This window comes from Pseudarthrobacter cremeus (assembly GCF_051857465.1).
Taxonomy (GTDB): domain Bacteria; phylum Actinomycetota; class Actinomycetes; order Actinomycetales; family Micrococcaceae; genus Arthrobacter.
On the sequence record NZ_JBPZHC010000002.1, the window covers coordinates 529,886 to 547,452 of the forward strand.

General features: G+C 66.2%; 15 protein-coding genes. 11 read left to right on the forward strand and 4 right to left on the reverse strand.

Features of this window, described 5'->3' with window-relative positions:
• Positions 1 to 63: 63 nt before the first annotated feature.
• The 4 genes from topA (at position 64) to proC (ending at position 5,515) form a co-directional block, all read left to right on the forward strand.
• On the forward strand, positions 64 to 2,793 hold the full coding sequence (gene topA, locus ACS5PJ_RS06205) for a type I DNA topoisomerase (protein WP_439434029.1): 2,730 nt from the start codon (positions 64 to 66) through the stop codon (positions 2,791 to 2,793).
• A gap of 67 nt (positions 2,794 to 2,860) precedes the next feature.
• On the forward strand, positions 2,861 to 3,313 hold the full coding sequence (locus tag ACS5PJ_RS06210; RefSeq protein WP_439434030.1) for an SseB family protein: 453 nt from the start codon (positions 2,861 to 2,863) through the stop codon (positions 3,311 to 3,313).
• A gap of 52 nt (positions 3,314 to 3,365) precedes the next feature.
• Entirely contained in the window at positions 3,366 to 4,361 is a 996-nt protein-coding gene (locus ACS5PJ_RS06215; protein WP_439434031.1) for a Ppx/GppA family phosphatase, read from the forward strand.
• A gap of 320 nt (positions 4,362 to 4,681) precedes the next feature.
• Entirely contained in the window at positions 4,682 to 5,515 is an 834-nt protein-coding gene (gene proC / locus ACS5PJ_RS06220) for a pyrroline-5-carboxylate reductase (protein ID WP_439434032.1), read from the forward strand.
• 28 nt (positions 5,516 to 5,543) lie between these two features.
• Here the strand turns inward: proC and ACS5PJ_RS06225 are convergent, their stop codons facing one another.
• Positions 5,544 to 6,182 carry a potassium channel family protein gene (locus tag ACS5PJ_RS06225; RefSeq protein WP_275213474.1) on the reverse strand — a complete coding sequence of 213 codons (639 nt, stop codon included), beginning with the start codon at positions 6,180 to 6,182 and terminating at the stop codon, positions 5,544 to 5,546.
• Positions 6,183 to 6,222: 40 nt separating this feature from the next.
• Entirely contained in the window at positions 6,223 to 7,656 is a 1,434-nt protein-coding gene (locus tag ACS5PJ_RS06230) for a TrkH family potassium uptake protein (protein ID WP_439434033.1), read from the reverse strand.
• 104 nt (positions 7,657 to 7,760) lie between these two features.
• On the opposite strand from ACS5PJ_RS06230, the gene ACS5PJ_RS06235 reads away from it, so the two are divergent.
• Positions 7,761 to 8,972 carry an acetoin utilization protein AcuC gene (locus ACS5PJ_RS06235; RefSeq protein ID WP_439434034.1) on the forward strand — a complete coding sequence of 404 codons (1,212 nt, stop codon included), beginning with the start codon at positions 7,761 to 7,763 and terminating at the stop codon, positions 8,970 to 8,972.
• Between the two features lie 87 nt (positions 8,973 to 9,059).
• On the forward strand, positions 9,060 to 9,593 hold the full coding sequence (locus tag ACS5PJ_RS06240) for an ArsR/SmtB family transcription factor (RefSeq protein ID WP_439434035.1): 534 nt from the start codon (positions 9,060 to 9,062) through the stop codon (positions 9,591 to 9,593).
• Positions 9,594 to 9,599: 6 nt separating this feature from the next.
• Here ACS5PJ_RS06240 and ACS5PJ_RS06245 read toward each other — a convergent pair whose 3' ends face one another.
• On the reverse strand, positions 9,600 to 10,931 hold the full coding sequence (locus tag ACS5PJ_RS06245) for an alpha-hydroxy acid oxidase (RefSeq protein WP_439434036.1): 1,332 nt from the start codon (positions 10,929 to 10,931) through the stop codon (positions 9,600 to 9,602).
• Between the two features lie 99 nt (positions 10,932 to 11,030).
• On the opposite strand from ACS5PJ_RS06245, the gene ACS5PJ_RS06250 reads away from it, so the two are divergent.
• Positions 11,031 to 11,738: a FadR/GntR family transcriptional regulator gene (locus ACS5PJ_RS06250; protein WP_439434037.1), complete on the forward strand. Its 708-nt coding sequence runs from the start codon at positions 11,031 to 11,033 to the stop codon at positions 11,736 to 11,738.
• 27 nt (positions 11,739 to 11,765) lie between these two features.
• On the opposite strand, the gene ACS5PJ_RS06255 is transcribed toward ACS5PJ_RS06250, so the two are convergent.
• Positions 11,766 to 12,800 (reverse strand): LacI family DNA-binding transcriptional regulator, encoded by a 1,035-nt coding sequence (locus ACS5PJ_RS06255; protein ID WP_439434038.1) that lies wholly within the window; start codon positions 12,798 to 12,800, stop codon positions 11,766 to 11,768.
• 352 nt (positions 12,801 to 13,152) lie between these two features.
• Here ACS5PJ_RS06255 and ACS5PJ_RS06260 point away from each other — a divergent pair, with 352 nt between their 5' ends.
• Genes ACS5PJ_RS06260 through ACS5PJ_RS06275 form a run of 4 tightly spaced genes read left to right on the forward strand, consistent with a single transcriptional unit; the run spans position 13,153 to position 17,561 of the window.
• Positions 13,153 to 14,580 (forward strand): Gfo/Idh/MocA family protein, encoded by a 1,428-nt coding sequence (locus tag ACS5PJ_RS06260; RefSeq protein ID WP_439434039.1) that lies wholly within the window; start codon positions 13,153 to 13,155, stop codon positions 14,578 to 14,580.
• Between the two features lie 7 nt (positions 14,581 to 14,587).
• Positions 14,588 to 15,556, forward strand: a complete 969-nt coding sequence (locus tag ACS5PJ_RS06265) for an NAD-dependent epimerase/dehydratase family protein (RefSeq protein ID WP_439434040.1) — start codon at positions 14,588 to 14,590, stop codon at positions 15,554 to 15,556.
• The gene (locus ACS5PJ_RS06270) at positions 15,553 to 16,458 is read left to right on the forward strand and encodes a 5-dehydro-4-deoxyglucarate dehydratase (RefSeq protein WP_439434041.1); all 906 of its coding nucleotides are present in this window, start codon (positions 15,553 to 15,555) and stop codon (positions 16,456 to 16,458) included. Before ACS5PJ_RS06265 ends, ACS5PJ_RS06270 begins: the two co-directional genes overlap by 4 nt.
• Positions 16,458 to 17,561: a mandelate racemase/muconate lactonizing enzyme family protein gene (locus ACS5PJ_RS06275; protein ID WP_439434042.1), complete on the forward strand. Its 1,104-nt coding sequence runs from the start codon at positions 16,458 to 16,460 to the stop codon at positions 17,559 to 17,561. Before ACS5PJ_RS06270 ends, ACS5PJ_RS06275 begins: the two co-directional genes overlap by 1 nt.
• The last annotated feature ends 6 nt before the right edge of the window (positions 17,562 to 17,567 follow it).

Here is a 17,567-nt window from a genome sequence, read left to right on the forward strand (position 1 = left end):
AATATGGTGAACTAGGCCAATATGGGCTCATCTGCCCCAGCAACCTTTTTCTGTAGGAGCACCGTGCCAAGCAAGGCCAAAACAGGCAAGAAACTCGTGATTGTGGAGTCTCCGGCCAAGAGCAAGACCATCGCCAAGTACCTCGGCGAGGGCTTCATCGTCGAGGCCTCCATCGGTCACATCCGGGATCTGCCGCAGCCGTCCGAGCTCCCCGCAGAACTGAAGAAAACCTCGGTTGGAAAGTTCGCCGTCGACATCGACAACGACTTCAAGCCGTACTACGTGGTCTCCGCCGACAAGAAGAAAAAGGTGACTGAGCTCAAGGCCGCGCTCAAGGACGCCGACGAACTTTATCTCGCAACCGATGGGGACCGCGAGGGCGAGGCCATCGCGTGGCACCTGCTGGAAGTACTCAAGCCCAAGGTCCCGGTCTACCGGATGACGTTCGGCGAAATCACCAAGGAAGCCATCCAGCGCGCCATGGGCAACCTGCGCGATGTTGATTCGGCCCTGGTGGACGCCCAGGAAACCCGGCGTGTGCTGGACCGCCTCTACGGCTACGAAATCTCCCCCGTCCTGTGGCGCAAAGTTGCCCGTGGCCTGTCCGCTGGCCGCGTCCAGTCCGTGGTCACCCGCATGGTGGTTGACCGGGAACGCGAACGCATGGCGTTCAAGGCTGCCTCCTACTGGGACCTGACGGGCCAGTTCGGCGCCGGATCCGGTTCGTTCAAGGCGAAGCTTGCCTCTGTTGACGGCTCCAAGGTTGCAAGCGGCAGGGACTTCAACGACGACGGCGTACTCACCGCGCGCAACGCTGTCCACCTGAACGAGGAACTTGCCACGTCCCTGGCTGCCGGTCTCCAGGATGCGGACTTCCGTGTCCGGTCCGTGGACACCAAGCCCTACACCCGCCGGCCCGCCGCGCCGTTCACCACCTCCACGCTCCAGCAGGAGGCCGGGCGCAAGCTCCGCTTCAGCTCAAAGAGCACCATGCAGGTTGCCCAGCGGCTGTACGAAAACGGCTACATCACCTATATGCGTACCGACTCCTCGGCGCTGAGTGACGAGGCCGTCACGGCCGCCCGCCGCCAGGCCTCCGAGCTGTACGGCCCCGAGTACATCCCGGCGTCCCCCCGCGTGTACTCCAGCAAGGCCGCCAACGCGCAGGAAGCCCACGAGGCCATCCGTCCCGCCGGTGACTCGTTCCGCACTCCGGCCCAGGTGGCCAAGCAGCTCTCCGGCGACGAATTCCGCCTGTACGAGCTGATCTGGAAGCGCACCGTCGCCTCCCAGATGGGCGATGCCAAGGGCTCCACCGCCACCATCCGCCTGGGTGCAGTGGCGACGGACGGCCGGGACGCTGAATTCTCGGCTTCCGGTACCGTCATCACGTTCCCCGGCTTCCTTGCCGCCTACGAAGAAGGCAAGGATGAGAGCCGCGGAGACGACGACTCCGAGGAAGCCCGCCGGTTGCCGAACGTTGCCAAGGACGATGCCCTGACGGCGTCGGACATTGTTGCCGTGGGCCACGAGACGTCCCCGCCGCCGCGCTTCACGGAAGCCTCGCTCACGGCTGAGCTGGAGAAGAAGGGCATTGGCCGCCCGTCCACGTATGCCTCCACCATCTCCACCATCCAGGACCGCGGCTACGTCCGGAAACAGGGTTCCGCGCTGGTGCCGAGCTGGATCGCGTTCTCCGTGATCCGCTTGCTCGAGCAGCACTTCCACGATTACGTCGACTATGAGTTCACGGCGGACATGGAAGGCGACCTGGACAAGATCGCCAACGGCCAGGCTGTGGGTTCCGCCTGGCTCAAGCACTTTTACTTCGGTGAAGACTCCGATCCCGGTCTGTTGAGCATCGTCAACAACCTGGGCGATATCGACGCCCGCGAAATCAACTCCATTCCCATCACGGATGAGATCACGCTCCGGGTGGGCAAGTTCGGTCCGTACCTGGAAAGCTCCGCTGCCACTGTTGATCCGAAAACCGGCGAAATCGTTGAAAACTCGCGCGCCAACGTGCCCGAGGACCTGGCTCCTGACGAGCTGACCGCAGCGAAGGCCATCGAACTGATGGAAACTGCTGCCCCGGAGGAACGCGTACTGGGCGCCGATCCGCACACCGGCCACACCGTCGTCGCAAAGAACGGCCGTTATGGCGCCTATGTCACCGAAGTCATCCCGGAGATGACCGAGGAGCAGATCGCCAACCAGCCTGTTGAGTACTACAAGAACGGCAAGCCCAAGCCGCCGAAGAAGCCCGTCAAGGCCAAACCGCGCACCGGATCGCTGTTCGCCTCCATGACCGTTGACTCGGTCACCCTGGACGAGGCGCTGCAGCTCATGAGCCTGCCGCGCGCTTTGGGCGAGGACGCCGAAGGCAACCTCATCACGGTACAGAACGGCCGGTTCGGCCCGTACCTGAAGAAGGGCACGGACTCCCGCTCCATCGGCTCTGAAGAGGAAATCTTCACCATCACGCTGGAGCAGGCCCTGGAGATCTACTCCCAGCCCAAGCAGCGCGGTGCCCGCGCCGCGGTGCCGCCGCTGGCCGAGTTCGGCCCGGATCCGGTGTCCGAGAAGAACATCGTGGTGAAGGAAGGCCGCTTCGGCCCGTACATCACCGACGGCATCACCAACATCACCGTGCCCCGCGCCACCTCGCTGGAGGAACTGACGCGGGAACAGGCTGTTGAACTCCTCGCCGAGAAACGCGCCAAGGGCCCCGTCAAACGCACCACGACGGCCCGCAAGGCTCCGGCGAAGAAAAGGGCTCCAGTCAAAAAGTAACTCAGGCCCGGGGATGGCAGAAATCCTCGGAATTGCGGTGTCGGGGACAACGTGGTCGAGTAGAGGTATGACTGAACAGCCCGCAACAGCCGACACCACGCCCCTCAACGAACTCGAAGAGAAGCTGGCGCTGGGCGGACAGCCCGATGCCAGCCCGGTGGACGTCATCCTGTCCTTCCTCAACAGCGAGGTCTACGTCATCAGCACCGACGGCATCGAGGGCGAAGACTCACAGGTTGAGCCCCTGGTGCTGGCGAACGCCGACGGCGATCCGGTCCTTGCCGTGTTCTCGCACCCCAGCCGCGTGGATGAGCAGTACCTCGAGGCGGCCCCGAACGTCCTGGGGACCCAGGGGGCGGCCATTATCGCCAATATCGGCGAGGAGCTGGGCATGGTGATCAACCCCGGCGCCGCGTATGGCTTTGAGATCAACCCGGAGGGCGTCGCCAACATCAAGCGGGATTTCAAGCGTGCGGATGAGACGCCCGAGGGCGCTCCCGAAGACCCCTCAGCCAACTGACATCTGCCGCGCGGTTTGGGTTTGACGGGCCGCGGCGGGGAATAATGGCAGGATGCGGCTAGGCGTCCTCGATATCGGGTCCAATACTGTCCACCTCCTCCTGGTGGATGCCCACCCTGGCGCGCGCCCGGTGCCATTTGCTTCGCACAAAAGGCCGCTGTCCCTGGTCCAGTACCTCGACGCCGATGGCAGCATCACCGACCAGGGGCAGCACGAGCTGACCGAATTCGTCCTGGAAGCGTGGGAGTTCGCGGCCAAGCACAAGGCCGACGATCTCCTGGCCTTCTGCACCTCTGCCATCCGCGAAGCCACCAATGGTCCGGCGGTGCTCGCCCACGTTAAGCATGAGACCACCGTCACCCTCCAGGAACTGACCGGCAGCCAAGAGGCGTCCATGACCTTCTTTGCCGTACGCCGCTGGTACGGCTGGGGCGCAGGTCCCATCCTGAACCTTGACATCGGCGGCGGCTCCTTCGAGATGGCGTTCGGCCAGGACGAGCTGCCCGAGGTCGCCACGTCGGTTCCGCTTGGGGCCAGCCGCCTGACCCGGGACTGGCTGGCCGAGGACCCACCGACGGCCAAAAGCGTCAAGGAACTCCGGCGCTACATCCGGGCCACCCTCAGCCCCGCAGTGAAACAGTTCGACGGCCTGGGACGGGCGAACCTGGTTGCCGGGACCTCCAAGACCTTCCGCTCCCTGGCCAGAATCGCAGGGGCGGCCCCCAGTGCAGCAGGTCCCTACGTCAAGCGCACGCTGAACGGCACGGACCTGGGTGTCTGGGCGCAGCGCATCTCAGCCATGAAGGCCGAGGACAGGCTGTATCTGCCGGGAGTATCCGAAGCCCGCGCACACCAGTTGCTCGCCGGTGCTCTGGTGGCGGAAGCTGCCCTGGAGATGTTCAAATTCAAGAAAATCAAGATCTGTCCCTGGGCGCTGCGCGAAGGGCTGATCCTGCGCCGGCTCGACCAGCTGGTTTTCAACGGTCCGCTGGGCAACAGCCCGCACGTCGCGCCGGGGCGGCAGGCCATCGAGGTTGCGCCCGCCTGATCTGCCCGGGCCTCTGCAGGGTAAAACCAGCAGGAACGGCCAGGCGTTAACCTGCGGTTAACGCGAAAGCACCGGCGTCGGCAGCAGGAAAATGGGGGGAAACCTGCTGCCAACCACCGGCGCCTTGGGCAAACATCCCCATGCTTGCCGCATCACTCGCACCCTCAATGAGGTAATAACTACGTTAGGCCGCCAAGTTGTGTGCAACCTGCGGCGAACATGGGAGTCCGCTGTGAATGGCTTTTGGCGAGTTCCCGCCGTCGGGTTCCGCTGTATGGATGCGGTTTCGGCAGTCCGAACCGAACTGCCATGATGGACCCATGAGAAACCGAATCGCCTTCCTTGGCTGTGGATCCATGAATGAAGCCATCCTTTCCGGACTCGTGAATGCCGGGACCGACCCCGCAGACATCGTGGCCACGGTCAGGCGTGCGGAGCGCGCAGAGGAGCTGGCCCTACGGCATCACGGCATCACCGCCATTGCGGGCGAAGAGGAACCGGACAACAACAAGCAGGCGGCAAAGGGCTCCGCCGTCGTGGTTCTCGGCGTCAAACCTGTAGGCATCCAGGATCTTGCCCGTGAGATCAGCGGCTCCCTGTCCCCGAAGACCATCGTGGTCAGCGTGGCTGCCGCGGTTTCCCTGGCGCAGCTGGAAGCCGCCCTCCCCGCCGGGCAACCCGTGATCCGGAGCATGCCCAACACGCCTGCCAAACTCGGGCGGGGGGTCATCTCCGTCTCGGCAGGGAGCAACTGCACCCCTGAGCAGCTCCAGCAGGCCAAAGACGTCTTCCGCGGCGCCGGAACGGTGGTGGAGGTGCCCGAGGAACAGGTTGACGCGGTCTCGGCCATCAGCGGCTCAGGCCCTGCCTACGCGTTCTACCTCGCCGAAGCCATGGCGGCTGCCGGCGTTGAGCTGGGCCTGGACGAGGAGCTGTCGCTGCTCCTGGCCCGCGAGACGGTCGCCGGTGCGGGAATGATGCTGGCTGAGCCCGGCGCCGACCCCGCGGCCCTGCGCAAAGCGGTCAGCAGCCCCAAAGGCACCACGGAAGCCGCTATTGCAACCTTCGACGAACAGGGCCTTCCAGCCATCATTGCCGCCGGTGCGCGGGCGGCAACGGACCGGGCCGCCGAGATCACCAGGCAGCTCGGGTAATACAGCGGCCAGTCGCGAACCGGCACTGCTACGGGCGGGCGGCGAACCGTTCCAGCAGGTCCACGTGGCCGGACACGATCAGCATGTCGCGCGCCGACACTTTGGTTTCCGGACGGGCGTAGGTGAAGTCCTCGCCCGGGGATTTCACGCCCACAATGGTGACGCCGTACTTGGAACGCACCTGGGACTCATCCAGGGTGAAACCCACAGTTTCGCGGGGCGGGTACATCTTGACGATGGCGAAGTCGTCGTCGAACTCGATGAAGTCCAGCATGCGGCCGGAGACCAGGTGCGCTGCCCGGACGCCGGCGTCGGCCTCGGGGTAGATCACGTGGTTGGCGCCGATCCGCGTGAGGATCTTGCCGTGTGAGGGCGTGATGGCCTTGACCCACAGGTGCTCGATGCCCAGGTCCACCAGGTTCACCGTGATCAGCACCGAGGACTCGATTGACGTCCCTACGCCCACCACGGCCGAGCTGAACTCCTGCGCGCCGAGCTGGCGCAGTGCGTCAATGTTCGTGGCATCAGCCTCCACCACGTGCGTCAGCAGCGGCGCCCACTTCTGCACCAGCGTCCGGTCGCGTTCGATCGCCAGGACTTCGCGGCCCTGTTTCACGAGCTGTTCGGCCGTGGACGAGCCAAAGCGGCCCAGCCCGATCACCAGCACCGGCGCGTTGTGGGCGGGACGGTTGGGGACGCCTGGGGAATTAGCCAATGATGGGCCTCTCTTCCGGGTAGTGGTACAGCTGGCTACGCTGGCGCAGGGCCAGGCCGGCAGCAAGGGTGACGGTGCCAACGCGGCCGGCGAACATGAGGGCAGTAAGGACATAAACGCCCGACGGCGGCAGCTCGGCCGCGAGGTTGGTGCTCAGCCCCACGGTGGCAAAGGCGGAAATGGTTTCGAAGAGTACCCGGTCCAAGGATGCACCGCTGATCTGCAGGAGCAGGAACGCCGAGACGGAGACCAGCGTTGCCCCGGCCACGATGACGGAAATTGCCACCCGCATGGCTCCCTGGGGAATGGTCCTGCCGTACACCTTCACGTCCGCGTCACCGCGGGCCTCGGCAACGATGGCAAGGAACATCACGGCGATGGTGGTGACCTTGATGCCGCCGGCTGTGGAGGCCGAGCCGCCGCCGGCGAACATCAGCGCGTCCGTCAGCAGCATGGTGGTGGACTCCATGTGGTTCTGGTCCACGAGGTTGAAGCCGCCGGACCTGGTCATGACGGAGGCGAACAGCGAGTGCGTGATCTTGTCGCCAAGGTCCATGTGGGCTATTGTCCGGACGTTGTCCCACTCCATGAGCCCCCACAGGAGCGTGCCCGCGAACAGGAGAATGAAGGATACCTGGATGGTCAGCTTGGTGTGCAGGTTCCATTTCTTCCAGTTGAGCCCGTTCTGCTGCAGGACCATGACCACGGGGAAGCCCAGGCTGCCCAGGAAGACGCCCAGCATCAGCGGAACCAGGATCCAGAGATCGGTCTCGTACGGCACAATGCCATCCGAATGCGGGGTAAAGCCGGCGTTGTTAAAGGACGAGATGGAGTAGAAGATCCCGTGCCACACCGACTGCCAGAACGGCTCGCCCAGCGTCATGAAGCGGGGGATCAGCACCAGTGCCAGCGCGCCTTCGATCACGACCGACGTGGTGATGACGATCCGCAGCAGCGTACCCACTTCACCCAGACGTCCCGCGTTGTTCATGGCTTCCTGCGCGATGAGCTTGCCGCGCACGCCGAGTCGCTTGCTCACCATCAGGGCCAGCAGGGAGGCGAGCGTCAGGGTACCCAGGCCGCCGACGAAGATGCCGATGAGGATGATCAGTTGGCCGAAGAAGGACCAGTGCGCCGCCGTCGAAACAACCGTCAGGCCTGTCACACAGACAGCCGATACGGCCGTGAACATTGCCTGGTGCAGCGGGGTGGCCGAACCGGCGGCCGAAGAGGCAGGCAGCGAAAGGATGAACGTAAACACGAGGCAGACCGCGGCGAATACTGTCAGGGCAAGCCGGGCGGGCGAGGTGTTGGCAATGTCGTCTATGAAGTCCCGCAGCCGTGCGAGCATCCACAGGCCTTCGTGCTCCGGTGCGGCTGGGTGCCAGCCGGCCGGAGTCCGGGGCCCCGACTGGCGTTGCGTCATAGGTGGCTTTTCCTCGGTTGAAACATGTTCCTCCAGTAGTAAACCACTAATGCCCGCGTAATGGCCGGGGTTGCGCGGTGGCAGGCTCGGGTAGCCTGTGATTGATGACATATCTGCCCGGTCTCAGCCAGCCCGCACCTCCGACGACGGTGGTGTGGAATTCCGCCATGACCGCCTATAACTTTGGTCCCGGCCACCCCATGGCGCCCGAGCGGATGGACCTCACGGCGAGGCTGGCCGGCAGCCTGGGCCTGTTCGACCTTGAACACGTAACCGTTGCCGCTCCCGAGGTGGCTTCGGATGCCGAACTGGAAACCGTGCACTCTCCCGAGTTCGTCGCAGCTGTCCGCAGGGTCAGCGAAGATCCTACGACCCCCGATGAAGCCCGCGGCCTGGGAACCGACGACGACCCCGCCTTCGCCGGCATGCATGAAGCTGCCGCGAGACTGGCAGGAGGATCGCTGCTTGCCGCCTCGGCCATCCTGGACGGCACCGCCCTCCACGCGGTGAATTTCGGCGGTGGCCTGCACCATGCCGCGCGGGAGCGTGCCAGCGGGTTCTGCATCTACAACGACTCCGCCCTTGCCATCCAGAGGCTGCTCGACGGCGGCGTCCCCCGCGTGGCCTACGTCGATATCGATGCCCACCACGGGGACGGGACGCAAAGCATCTTCTGGGACGACCCGCGGGTTCTGACCATCTCCATCCACGAATCCGGGCTCACGCTTTTCCCGGGTACGGGCTTCGCCAACGAGATCGGCGGCCCGGCTGCCGAGGGCACGGCCGTGAACGTGGCACTTCCGTCCGGGACCGGGGATGCCGGCTGGCTTCGCGCCTTCCACGCGGTGGTGCCGCAACTCATAGGAGCCTTCGATCCGGCCGTGATCGTCAGCCAGCACGGCTGTGACTCGCACCGCCATGATCCCTTGGCCCACCTGCGGATCAGCGTGGACGGCCAACGGGAGGCCGCCACAGCGATCGCCAACCTGGCCACCCGGCACTGTGACGGCCGCTGGATCGCCACCGGCGGCGGCGGGTACAGCGTGACCGACGTCGTCCCGCGCTCGTGGAGCCACCTGATCGCCATCGCAGCAGGGCGGCCGGTTCCGCTGCGGACCGAGGTGCCCGAGGACTGGCGCGCCTATGTACTGGCGAAGTTCGGCCGGGACGCGCCGCGGCTCATGGGCGATGATGTGGAGCTCTGGTGGCGTTCCTGGGAAGTCGGGTTCGATCCCAACGATTCCGTGGACCGGTCGGTGATGGCCACCCGAAAAGCGGTTTTCCCGCTGCACGGCCTGGATCCCTGGTTCGACTGAATTTCCTGTCGGGCAGTGCCGGCCAGTTCAGGTCAGCAGAGGAAATAGTTGATGCCTTGCGGCGTATATGTCGCTAGGGTGGGAGGCATGGTGACAGACGACGTATTTGCCGTCATTGCGGAAGCAACCCGGCGCGATATTTTGGTATCCCTTCGCGCAGGCGACAAGGCGGTAGGGGAGCTGGTGGAGGAACTGGCGGCAAGCCAGCCCACCATTTCCAAGCACCTGAAAGTCCTGCGGGAAGCACAGCTCGTGAGCATGCGGGCGCAGGGGCAGAAGCGCTACTACGCGCTGAACCGCAAACCCCTGGAAGGTATCGCCAGCTGGCTGGAAACGTTCGACGTCGGCCCGGCGGCCGCCGTCGCCGGCTCACCTGCCGCCTCGACGGAAGCAGGCGCCGGGCATGCCGCGGCTGCCGCCCTTCCGTCCGAGGAAGCCCTGACCGCCGTGCTGGAGCGCGAAGGCGCAGAGTTGAGCCCCGCCGTCGTGATCCCGGGCGGAACCGCAGCGCCGCTCAGCGACGACACGGTGCCGCAGCAGATCGGCCGCACCGTGGGGCGCGCCGCCACCAAGGCCGCCGACCTGCTGGCCAACCTGCCGAAGTTCGGCCGGAAGAAGTAGCCTCCGCTACTTGCCGAGCAACCGGACGTGGTCCGGGGTCAGTTCGGAGATCTTGCTGACACCCAGCAGCGCCATGGTGCGCGCCATGTCCTTCTCGAGGATCTGCAGCGCGCGGTCCACGCCGGCCCTGCCGCCGGCCATCAGGCCGTAGAGGTAGGCGCGGCCGATCAGCGTGAAGTCGGCACCCAAAGCCAGCGCGGCCACGATGTCCGCGCCGCTCATGATGCCGGTGTCCAGGATGATGGCGGCGTCCGAGTTGTCCCTGGTCAAGGCATCCTTGACCTCGGGCAGCAGGTGGAACGGGATGGGTGCGCGGTCCAACTGGCGGCCGCCGTGGTTGGAAAGCACGATGCCGTCGGCGCCGTGGTCCACCACTTTGCGGGCGTCCTCAACGGTCTGGATGCCCTTGACCACGAGCTTGCCCTTCCAGGTTTCACGCAGCCAGTCCAGGTCCTCGAACGTCAGGGTGGGATCGAACATCGAGTTGATCAGGTCCGCCACCGTTCCGGTGTAGCGGGAGAGTGATGCGAAGGTCAGCGGCTCGTGCGTGAGGAAGTTGAACCACCAGGCCGGGCGGTAGGACGCGTCCAGCACGGTCTTGACGGTCAGCGCCGGCGGGATGGTCATGCCGTTGCGGACATCGCGGAGGCGGGCGCCGGCGACGGCGGTGTCCACGGTGACCATCAGCGTGTCATTGCCGGCCTTGGCGGCGCGTTCGATGAGTTCCAGCGAGCGGTCGCGGTCTGTCCACAGGTAGAGCTGGAACCAGTTGCGGCCGTTCGGCGCGGCGGCGGCCACGTCCTCGATGGAGGCGGTGCCCATGGTGGAGAGCGTGTAGGGGATGCCGGCGGCTTCGGCGGCCTGCGAACCGGCGTATTCACCCTCGGACTGCATCATCCGGGTGAAGCCGGTGGGTGCGATGCCCACGGGCAGACGGGAGGGCTTGCCCAGAATGTCGGTGGTCAGGTCGATGCTGGAGACGTTGCGGAGGATGCCGGGCCGGAACTCGATGTCCAGGAAGGCTTCGCGGGCGCGGCGCAGGGTGATCTCTTCCTCCGCGGCGCCGTCGGTGTAGTCGAAGGGAGCCTGGGGCGTGCGGCGTTTGGCCATGTCGCGCAGCTCCCAGATGGTGCTGGCGCGCTTGAGCCTGGCTTCCTTGCTGAACTCCGGCTTCTTGAACTGCATCAGCGGGGCGAGGTCTGCGTACTTGGGGATGCGGCGCTTGAGCGCAGCGGGCACGGCCGGCGCTGCGGGGCGCGGTGCCAGGGCGGCCGGGAGATCCGCGGCGTCGGGAGCCGGCGTGATCTCGGGGTTATTCGGCTGGATCGTGTGGGTCATGGCTTCCTCCGTTGGCTGGCCGGCGCAGTTAGCAGCCGCTGCTGTGGTCTAACCACACTGTAGGCCATGTGGTCCAACCACATCAAGTAGCATTGCCGTATGCGCACCCACCAGCTTGTCCTGCACTGGATCGAGGGCCAGCTCGCCGAGGGCAAGCTGGCCGTCGGAGGGCGGCTGCCCGCCGAACGGACCCTCGCCGAGCAGCTGAAGGTTTCCCGCACTTCGGTGCGCGAGGCGATCCGTATTTTGGAAGCGATGGGCGTTGTCCGTGCCGGCGTCGGGTCCGGCCCTGAGGCCGGAACGGTGGTCATTTCAGACCCGACGGCGGCGCTTGGCTCGGCGCTGCGGCTCCACGTCGCCACGCAGCACCTGCCCGTGTCGGACATCGTGGAGACGCGCGTCCTGCTGGAGTCCTGGGCGGTGGCCCGGGCCAAGGCTGACGCTCCCGAGCTGGAACGTGCCGCGGCGCTCCTTGACGAGATGGACGCCGTCGGACGTGCCGACAAAACCGCAGACGATTTCCTGGCCCTCGACGTCCGGTTCCACCTGGCCCTGGCCGATGCCGCAGGCAACGCCGTGGTCAGCGCCATGATGGGCTCGCTGCGCGAATCCATCCAGGGTTACGCTGCCCGGTTGACCGGCAATCTCCCCGACTGGGACGAAACGGCGGCCCGGCTCGGGGCTGAGCACCGGGAGATCCTGGCCGCCATCCGGAACGACGACGGCGTGCGGGCGGCCAAGCTGGTGGCCGCCCATATTGAGGGGTACTACCGGGAGGCCGGCGTCGGGCGGACCGCAGAGTCCTGACCGGTCTCAAGACCGGTGCCTGCGCCTCTAGCCGTGGGCGGCGGTGCGGGGAACCTTGGCCGGGCCGCTGCTGGCCCGGATTTCCAGGCGCGGCTGGTAGCGGCTGCCCGGTGCGTCGTTCTCTTCCTTGCGGATCAGTGCACGCAGCTGGTGCCATGCCTGCTGGCCGAGCTCGGTGATGGGCACGGCGGCGGTGGTAAGCGTTGGCGTGGTGTAGCGGGCGAACGGGATGTCGTCGAAGCCGGTGACGGAGATGTCGCCGGGAACATCGACGCCGCGCTCGTGGAGTCCGCTCATCAGGCCCATGGCCACGAGGTCGTTGAACGCAAGAATGCCGGTGGCGCCGCTGTCCAGCACAGCATCCACGGCCTCATGCCCGGTATCGAAGTCCGAGCCGCCTTCGAGCATCAGGACCTCCACCTGCGGGTTGGCTGCCTTGAAGGCCTCCAGGCCCTCGAGCCTGAGCCCGTTGGAAGCGCTGCGGGGCGGGCCGGCCAGGAACGCCAGGCGGGTGTGGCCCAGTTCCACGAGGTGCCCGGCGAGGTCCTGGACTCCCTGCCCGTAATCCACCACCAGGCTGGGGACGTCTGCGGCTGTTGTGGTCCGGTTGATCAGCACCAGCGGGTGCAGCGAGGGGACTATTTCCTCCAGTTCGGCATCGCTCATGCGCGGGGCACACAGAACCAGTCCGTCGCACCGGCGGCGTGCCTCACCCGCAAGGATGGCTTCCTCGCTGGACACCTCGAAGGAGTCGGCGATCAGCACGCGGTAGCCGTCCTGCGCCGCCGCCCGGCTCAGTCCGCGGAGGATGGCCTGGAACGTGGGGTTGGCCAGGTCCGGGACAACAATGCCGATGGTGTCCGTTTTTCCGAGGGCGAGGCTGCGGCCCACCGGGTTGGGCTGGTACTTGAGTTCGGCCGCCGCCGCCCTGACCCGCGAGGCAATCTCCGGATCCACGGTGAAGTTGCCGTTCATCACGCGGGAAACGGTAGCGTGCGAAACGCCGGCCTTCACCGCTACTTCCGCGATGCCGATCCTGCCGCTTGCCGATCTCCTGACCATGGCCTGCCTTTCGTAGGTCCCCCGGGCCATTCTGCCGCCAGGGGGCTGGCAACGTTCACAGCAGATGGCGGTGTCGTGGGAAAAGCATATAACGCCGCGGGAAAGCGATTTCTACCTTGGCGGGATATTCGGGGAGCGTTCCAGGGATGGAGCCAGACGCACCCGGGGCGCGAGCTCGGAAAACGCTTACTCGCAGAGAGGACAAGGGTTGACGGGACTGCAGTGCTCTTGGTACAAATCATGTAACGAACCGAGAAAACGCTTTCTCGCGTGAGTTCCAGAAACTGATCCAGCGCACCACCTCCAACGGCCACCACGCGGCCGGGTTTTGAGCTTTTGAAAGGGACCCTTCATGGTCAACACAGTCGAATCGAGTTCTGCTACCGCTGCCGGCGCGTCCGGCCTGCTGCAGCCGGGCCAGCACACCAAGGCACGCATCGCCCTCATCGGGACCGGCGGACGCTCGGAGATGTACATCCGTGCGGTCTTCGGCAAGCACTCGGACACCGCGGAACTCATCGCCTTCTCAGACGTGAACCCCGGCCGGGTGGAGTTCTACCAGAAGCTCATCCAGGAACTCGGTGCGCCTGGCCCGGTTGCCTCCTTTGACCCGGCAGAGCTCACCGCGTTCATCCAGGCCAACAGCATCGACCGCGTCGTGGTGACCACGCCTGACTACACCCACGCGGACTACATCGTGGAGGCACTGGAGGCGGGCGCCGACGTCGTCGTCGAAAAGCCCCTCACCATCGACGCCGAAGGCTGCCGCCGCATCACCAAAGCCGTGGAGGAGACGGGCCGCAACGTGGTGGTCACCTTCAACTACCGGTACTCGTCGCGGAACAGCGCGCTGAAGGAAGTCATCCAGAGCGGCGTGATCGGCAAGGTCACCTCGATTGATTTCAGCTGGGTCCTGGACACCGTCCACGGCGCGGACTACTTCCGCCGCTGGCACCGGGAGAAGAAGAACTCCGGCGGCCTGCTGATCCATAAGGCATCCCACCACTTCGACCTGGTGAACTGGTGGATCAACGATGTCCCGGAGCGCGTGTTCGCCTCCGGCGGGCTGAAGTTCTATGGCGATAAGAACGCCGCCGAACGCGGCCTGGGTCCGCGTCCGGAGCGTGGAACGCCCGACGCCGGGGCTCCGGCCGCCGCCGCAAAGGACCCGTTCACCCTGGACCTGCGGGAGGATGAGCGGCTCAAGGCGCTGTTCCTGGATAACGAGCACTACGACGGTTACCGCCGCGACCAGGACGTCTTCACCGGCGGCATCACCATCGAGGACAACCTGGCACTCGTGGTGGAGTACCAGGGCGGCCCGCGGCTGAGCTACTCCCTGAACGCCCACAGCCCGTGGGAGGGTTACCGGGTTGCGGTCAACGGCACCGAAGGCCGCGCCGAACTCGAAGTGGTGGAGCGCGCCGCCGTCCTGAACAGCACGGACAAGAAGACCGTGGTGGACCCGAGCGCCACCCCCATTCAGGAGGAGGACGCCGTCCGCCGCAACGGCGAACGCCTGGTGGTCCAGCGCCACTGGGAAGCAGCCTACGAGGTGCCCATCGTCAACGGCGAGGGCGGCCACGGCGGCGGCGACGAACTGCTCCTCTCGGACCTCTTCAACGGCCCGGGCGAGGACCCGCTGGGCCGCCCGTCCGGCTACCTCGACGGCCTCCGCTCAGTCTCCGTCGGCATCGCCGGCAACCGCTCCCTGGAGTCAACCCTCCCCGTCCGCATCGAAGACCTGGACCTCGGCGCCGACCTCCGCCGCGGCAAGTAAGGAAGACATGAGCAGGATTTTTGTCACCGGCGGCTCCGGCCGGCTGGGCCGCAGCGTTGTGGCCGGCCTCGCCGAAGCAGGCCACGACGTAATTTCAGTTGACCGCGACGCGCTTCCGGCGGATCAGTTGCCGGCCGGCGTCGTGCAGGAAACCGGGGACCTGCTGGCCTCGGGCGAGGCCCTGCGCCTCCTGACGGAAACCGCGCCCGACGCCGTCATCCACCTCGCCGCGATTGCCGTCCCGTTCAGTGCACCGGAAGATGTCATTTTCGCCACGAACACCCGCCTCGCGTATGCCATGATCAGTGCGGCCACCGAACTGGGCATCGGCAGGATCGTCACCGCCAGCAGCCCCACAGTCCTGGGCTACGGTTCACCGGCGGGTTGGCTGCCGGACAGCTTCCCGCTGGACGAGCGCACCACGCCGAAGCCCTGGAACGCCTATGCACTGTCCAAACTGATCGCTGAACAGACCGTGCAGATGTTCGCCGCCGCGCAGGGTTCCAACATCCGGTACGCCGCCTTCCGGCCCTGCTACGTCATCTCCCCGGAGGAATGGGAGGGTGCGCCCACGCAGCAGGGCCACACCCTGGCCGAGCGCCTGGCCGACCCCGCACTGTCCGCGCCGGCCCTGTTCAACTACGTGGATGCCCGGGATGTTGCCGACTTCCTGGATGTGCTCCTGCAGAAGATGGACGCCATCCCGAACGGGGAGACCTTCTTCGTCGGCGCTGCAGACGCGCTGGCCACCGCACCGCTGGCCGAATTGATGCCCCGCTTCCTGCCCGGAAGCGAAACCCTGGCCGCCGGCCTGACCGGCACCAGCCCCGCCTTCTCCATCGCAAAAGCCCGCGAACTGCTGGGCTGGGAGCCCAAGCGCAGCTGGCGGACCGAACTGAAAACAACCACCCCCCTCAACGACGAGCCGTCCGCCACCCTGGTCACAGCAGGTGCCGGATCCAAGGAGACATCATGAAATTCGACGGCGTACTGTTCTTCCCCGTCACCCCGTTCACGCCCGAAGGCGCCGTTGACGTGGAGCTCCTCAAGGAGCACATCGGTTCACGGCTCCCGTTCGGTCCGGGCGGCGTTTTTCCCGCCTGCGGCACCGGCGAATTCCACGCTCTGAGCATCGACGAGGTGCGCACCGTGGTGACTGCCGCCGTCGAGGTCGTAGCCGGAAAGGTTCCCGTGGTGGCCGGAGCCGGCGGGCCGCTGGGCCACGCCATCGCGTGCGCCCGGATCGCCGAGGAAGCGGGCGCCGATGCCCTGCTGGTCCTGCCGCCGTACCTGGTCACCGGACCCACCGACGGGCTCGTCGCGTACATCGAGGCAGTGGCCGACGCCAGCAGCCTGCCGGTCATCGTCTACCACCGCGGCAACGCCAAGTTCACCGCCGCCTCCATGACCCGCCTCGCCGCCAACCCCAAGGTGATCGGCTTCAAGGACGGCCTGGGCGATGTGGGCCTGGCACAGGAAATCGTCTCCGCCATCCGTGCCACGGGACGCGAGGACTTCGCCTTCTTCAACGGCCTGCTGACCGCCGAGCTGACCCAGGGCGCCTACCGTGGCCTGGGCATCCCGCTGTACTCCTCGGCCGCCTTCGCGATGGCCCCGGAGATCGCCAAGGCCTACTACGACGCCTACGTCTCCGGTGACGAGGACCGCCGCAACGCCCTGCTTGAAGGGTTTTACGCTCCGCTGGTTCGCCTCCGTGACCAGACCCCCGGCTTCGGCGTCTCACTGATCAAGGCCGGCCTGCGCCTCGGCGGCATGGCTGTCGGTTCGGTCCGTCCGCCGCTGGTGGACCCCACCGAGGAGCAGCTGGTCCAGCTGAAGTCCATCCTGGCCAAGGGCTACGAGCTGGCCGGCCGCTGATGAGTGCGCCGGCACTCGATTCCGTCAGGACCGCACCGCTGATCACCGGCCTGACCACGCGGCTCCTGACCGTCCCGCTGCTGCGCAGCTGGGGAGTGGAGGCGCCGGAAAACCATGTGATCGTTACGGAGATCCAGACGGACGACGGCGGCGCGGGGCACGGTTTTTCGTGGACGCCCACCATCGGCCCTCAGGCCGTCAAAGCCCTCCTCGACTACGACATCGCGCCCTTCATCACCGGGCTACCCGCCAACCCCGAGACGGTCTGGGACGTGCTGTGGAGGCGGCTGCACGAGGCCGGCGGCGGGGGACTGACCACCATCGCCATGGCCGGCGTCGACCTTGCCCTGTGGGACCTCCAGGCACGCCGGGCGCAGACCTCGGTGACCGGGCTGCTGGGCCAGCGGCAGGAGTCCGCGGAGGTGTACGGCTCCGGTGTGAACCTGCACTACACCCTCGAGGAACTTGTAGCGCAGACCGAACGCTGGGTCGCCGCGGGGCACCGGGCCGTCAAGATCAAGGTGGGCAAGCCGGACATCCGCGAGGACGCGGAGCGTGTAGCCGCAGTCCGGTCCGTACTCGGCCCGGACCGCAAGCTGATGATCGACGCCAACCAGCGGTGGGACCTGCCCACCACCTTCAAAGCCCTGGACGCGCTGGCGGAATTTGGACTGGAGTGGCTGGAGGAGCCCATCCGCGCGGACGACCTCTGGGCCTACCGCCGTCTGCGCAAGCATTCACCGGTACCCATCGCCCTCGGCGAAAACCTGCACACCATCTACCGTTTCCGCGATTTCATTGAGGCGGAGGCGGTGGACATCGTCCAGCCCAATATCATCCGGGTAGGCGGCATCACGCCGTTCCGCCGGATCGTGGAGCTGGCACGGACCAACAGCATCCGTGTGATGCCGCATCTGCTGCCGGAACTTTCTGGGCAGCTCGCCCTCACGCTGGCGGAGCCCACGCTCGTGGAAGACGTGGAGGACGCCTCCTTCGAACAGCTTGGCATCCTCGCCGGCCCCTCGCCGGTCCGCTTCGCGAACAGCCGCGTTACGCTGACGGACCAGCCGGGGCTGGGCTTCCGCTTCACGGACCACCCGTAGACGACG

What these genes read in the sequence shown, in the direction of transcription:
- ACS5PJ_RS06235 (WP_439434034.1), top strand. Translation starts at nt 7,761, where the DNA reads ATGACATATCTGCCCGGTCTCAGCCAGCCCGCACCTCCGACGACGGTG.
- ACS5PJ_RS06230 (WP_439434033.1), bottom strand. Translation starts at nt 7,656, where the DNA reads ATGACGCAACGCCAGTCGGGGCCCCGGACTCCGGCCGGCTGGCACCCA.
- ACS5PJ_RS06250 (WP_439434037.1), top strand. Translation starts at nt 11,031, where the DNA reads ATGCGCACCCACCAGCTTGTCCTGCACTGGATCGAGGGCCAGCTCGCC.
- ACS5PJ_RS06215 (WP_439434031.1), top strand. Translation starts at nt 3,366, where the DNA reads ATGCGGCTAGGCGTCCTCGATATCGGGTCCAATACTGTCCACCTCCTC.
- ACS5PJ_RS06210 (WP_439434030.1), top strand. Translation starts at nt 2,861, where the DNA reads ATGACTGAACAGCCCGCAACAGCCGACACCACGCCCCTCAACGAACTC.
- ACS5PJ_RS06245 (WP_439434036.1), bottom strand. Translation starts at nt 10,931, where the DNA reads ATGACCCACACGATCCAGCCGAATAACCCCGAGATCACGCCGGCTCCC.
- ACS5PJ_RS06260 (WP_439434039.1), top strand. Translation starts at nt 13,153, where the DNA reads ATGGTCAACACAGTCGAATCGAGTTCTGCTACCGCTGCCGGCGCGTCC.
- ACS5PJ_RS06275 (WP_439434042.1), top strand. Translation starts at nt 16,458, where the DNA reads ATGAGTGCGCCGGCACTCGATTCCGTCAGGACCGCACCGCTGATCACC.
- proC (WP_439434032.1), top strand. Translation starts at nt 4,682, where the DNA reads ATGAGAAACCGAATCGCCTTCCTTGGCTGTGGATCCATGAATGAAGCC.
- ACS5PJ_RS06255 (WP_439434038.1), bottom strand. Translation starts at nt 12,800, where the DNA reads ATGGTCAGGAGATCGGCAAGCGGCAGGATCGGCATCGCGGAAGTAGCG.
- ACS5PJ_RS06240 (WP_439434035.1), top strand. Translation starts at nt 9,060, where the DNA reads ATGGTGACAGACGACGTATTTGCCGTCATTGCGGAAGCAACCCGGCGC.
- ACS5PJ_RS06265 (WP_439434040.1), top strand. Translation starts at nt 14,588, where the DNA reads ATGAGCAGGATTTTTGTCACCGGCGGCTCCGGCCGGCTGGGCCGCAGC.
- ACS5PJ_RS06270 (WP_439434041.1), top strand. Translation starts at nt 15,553, where the DNA reads ATGAAATTCGACGGCGTACTGTTCTTCCCCGTCACCCCGTTCACGCCC.